The organism is Nitrospirota bacterium (assembly GCA_016207905.1).
Lineage (GTDB): Bacteria > Nitrospirota > Thermodesulfovibrionia > Thermodesulfovibrionales > JdFR-86 > JACQZC01.
The window spans coordinates 1-3,175 of record JACQZC010000054.1; the positions used below are offsets into that span (position 1 = coordinate 1).

2 protein-coding genes are annotated in these 3,175 nt (G+C 43.0%); both read left to right on the forward strand.

The genetic code is table 11. From position 1 onward, the window contains the following. The first annotated feature begins 335 nt into the window (after positions 1-335). Positions 336-1,859 carry a HAMP domain-containing protein gene (locus HY805_06695; GenBank protein ID MBI4823900.1) on the forward strand — a complete coding sequence of 508 codons (1,524 nt, stop codon included), beginning with the start codon at positions 336-338 and terminating at the stop codon, positions 1,857-1,859. Next, complete coding sequence (locus tag HY805_06700; protein ID MBI4823901.1) at positions 1,856-2,950, forward strand: response regulator; 1,095 nt, start codon at positions 1,856-1,858, stop codon at positions 2,948-2,950. Before HY805_06695 ends, HY805_06700 begins: the two co-directional genes overlap by 4 nt. The last annotated feature ends 225 nt before the right edge of the window (positions 2,951-3,175 follow it).

Below are 3,175 nucleotides of genomic sequence, written 5' to 3' on the forward strand. Positions count from 1 at the left end.
AGACAAGTTATATCCCCCTCACCCTAACCCTCTCCCGCAAGGGGAGAGGGAATAGAAGGGGAGATTTGGGAAAGGGGTGGGTAAAAAGGGGAAGAGGGGGGTAAACTGAGATTCTGAAACAAGTTCAGAATGACCCCTATTTAACCCCTCCCTTGACGGGAGGGGCTTGGGGAGGGTGATTTAATAGAGGGGAATGACGAGATAGAGATAGAGAGGCAAAGACAGAATGAGATTCTGAAAAGAATTCAGAATTTTAAAATGTGTGTTACAGATAAATGCCAGGCTAAAAAGGACTTGTAATTTCAAGTTGCTGTGCTTTAATCTTAATAGGGGCTATGTTGAGGCTAAGGTCTATCACCAAAAAATTCATCCTCATAGGCACTATAGTGCTTACATTCTTTACCGTCTACATCTATGCAGGCTACCGCTTTACGCACCATATGGATGGTGAGGCAAGGAAGATTAATCTTGCAGGCAGACAGAGGATGCTCATAAGGGGCATATCATATTTTCTTTATGCAGGGCTTCCCCTTAAGCCTGATGACAGGATGCCCTATGGAAAAAGGGCAAAGGAGCAGATGGCTGAATACGAGGAGGAGCTTTACGGCTTAAGGAATGGCAGTGAATCTCTTAACCTGAAGCCCATCCATAGCCATGATAAGGAATCGGCTTTAAGAGCTAATGAGATGACAGAGCTATGGGAAAAGACACAGAAGCCTGTCCTTCTTAGTATCATGGCATTACCGACTCAAAGGAAAAACGAGGCATGCAATATGTGCCATACTGCTATCAGAGAAAACCTTGGAAAGGTGGATGAACTTGTCTCATCCCTTGAAAGACACTATCAGGAGATGCTAAAGGATTTTGATACATGGAGGCTATATGCTTTTGGAATCTTTGTTATTTTAGTTGGCTTTACCATACTTTCTATAAGACAGGGAATAGTCCTTCCTGTTAAGAAGCTCAGGGATGCAGTAGGGGAGATGGAAAAGGGGAATCTAAGTGTGAGGGTTGATGTAAAAGGCAGGGATGAGATTGGGGATTTAAGCGGAGGCTTTAACCGAATGGCTCAGGTCCTTCAAAGATATATGTGGCATCTTGAGGAACTGGTAAAAGAAAGAACTGCTGAGTTTGAGGAGGCAAAGACCCTTGCTGAATCTGCAAACAGGGCAAAATCCGAGTTCCTCACTAATATGTCCCATGAGTTTAGAACTCCTCTTAACTCAATAATGGGCTTTGCACAGGTCATCAGAGATGGTGTAGCAGGCACAATCTCAAATGAGCAGAGGGAATACCTAACCGACATACTTGAAAGCGGAGAGCATCTTTTAAGCCTCATAAATGATATCCTTGACTTAGCAAAGATAGAGGTTGGCAAAATGAGACTTGAGCTTACAGAATTCAGCGTTTTAGAGCTCATAAACGAATGCCTTTTACTGTTCAAGGAAAAGTCATTAAAGTATAATATAAGCCTTACATCAGAGATTGAAGATGGGATTGAAAGTATTACTGCTGACAGGAGAAACCTCAAACAGGTTCTCATTAACCTTTTAGGGAATGCCATGAAATTTACTTCTGATGGAGGCAGTGTTGGTGTAAAGGCAGTCAGGGCTGATAAAATGCTTCAATTCACAGTATGGGACACAGGCATAGGCATATCAGAGGAAGACCAGAAAGGGCTTTTTCAGCCATTTCAGCAGATTGAATCACCACTTACAAAAAAATATGCTGGTACAGGCTTGGGTCTTAATATAAGTAAGAGGCTTGTGGAGCTTCATGGAGGAAGAATCTGGGTTGAAAGCGAGGTTGGAAAAGGAAGTAGGTTTATGTTCACAATACCAGTAAAGGGTGAAGGATGAAAGAAGCAAAGGTCCTCATAGTTGACGATGATGACAAAAACCTGAAGCTCATGTCAGTGATTTTGAAGAGCGAGGGCTATACCTTTGAGACCGCAAAAAACGGCATTGAGGCATTAAAAAAGACAGAGGGGTTTCAGCCTGACTTGATTTATCTTGACATCATGATGCCTGAGATGGACGGATATGAAGTTCTTGAAAGGCTTAAGGAGAACCCTCAGTCCAGAGACATCCCAGTTGTGATGGTTACTGCCCTTGCAGACAGGGAATCAAGGCTTAAAGGGCTTAATAAGGGTGCATCTGATTTCATAACAAAGCCTGTTGACACCACTGAGATGATTCTCAGGACAAAAAACCTCCTCGGGGTCAAGGAGTTTGAGGACTTCTTAAAAGGGCATAATGAGCTTTTAGAACAGGAGGTTAAAAGGAGGACAGAAGAGCTTAAATCTACACTTGATGAGCTTGGTGCATCAAAAGAGAGACTCAGAGAAAGCTACTTAGATACAATTTACCGTCTTACAGTCGTTGCAGAATATAAGGATGAGGAGACCGCAGGCCATATAAAAAGAACAGGGTATTACTGTGAACATATCGCAAAAAATTTAGGCTGGTCTTTAGAAGATGCCGAAACAATATTTTATGCAAGCCCCATGCATGATATAGGTAAGGTGGCAATACCCTCTGAAATACTCCTCAAGCCAGGAAAGCTTATCTCAGAGGAGTTTGCCCTCATGAAGACACATACAATTGTAGGAGGAAGAATTTTAAATGGCTCTCCATCGAGGATTCTTCAGATGGCTCAGAGAATTGCCCTCACTCACCACGAAAGATGGGACGCTGGAGGCTATCCAAATGGGCTTAAGGCAGAGGATATACCTTTTGAGGGAAGGGTCATGCACATTGCAGACCAGTATGATGCCTTGAGAAGCACAAGGCCATATAAACCTGCCTTCAGCCATGAAAAGACAGTGGAGATAATCACAAAAGGTGATGGCAGAACAATGCCCTCACACTTTGACCCTGAGATAGTTAAGGTTTTTAAAGATACGCATGAGGCATTTGCCGAGATATATGAAGCACACAAAGAGCCTTAACCATAAATAAGGAGACTCAGAGCACACACACCTGACCTGTATGGGTTCAGGACATATGAGACAAGTTATATCCCCCTCACCCCAGTGTTCAACATTCACATGGGTTACATTTTAACCTATGGACATGGGTTACACTTTTCTTACTTTGGGTCTGACCTTCCCTTTTCTTAAATCAAGAACTCCAATAGGGTGGAAGCCAAAGCGTATCTCATGGCAAGCCTCATC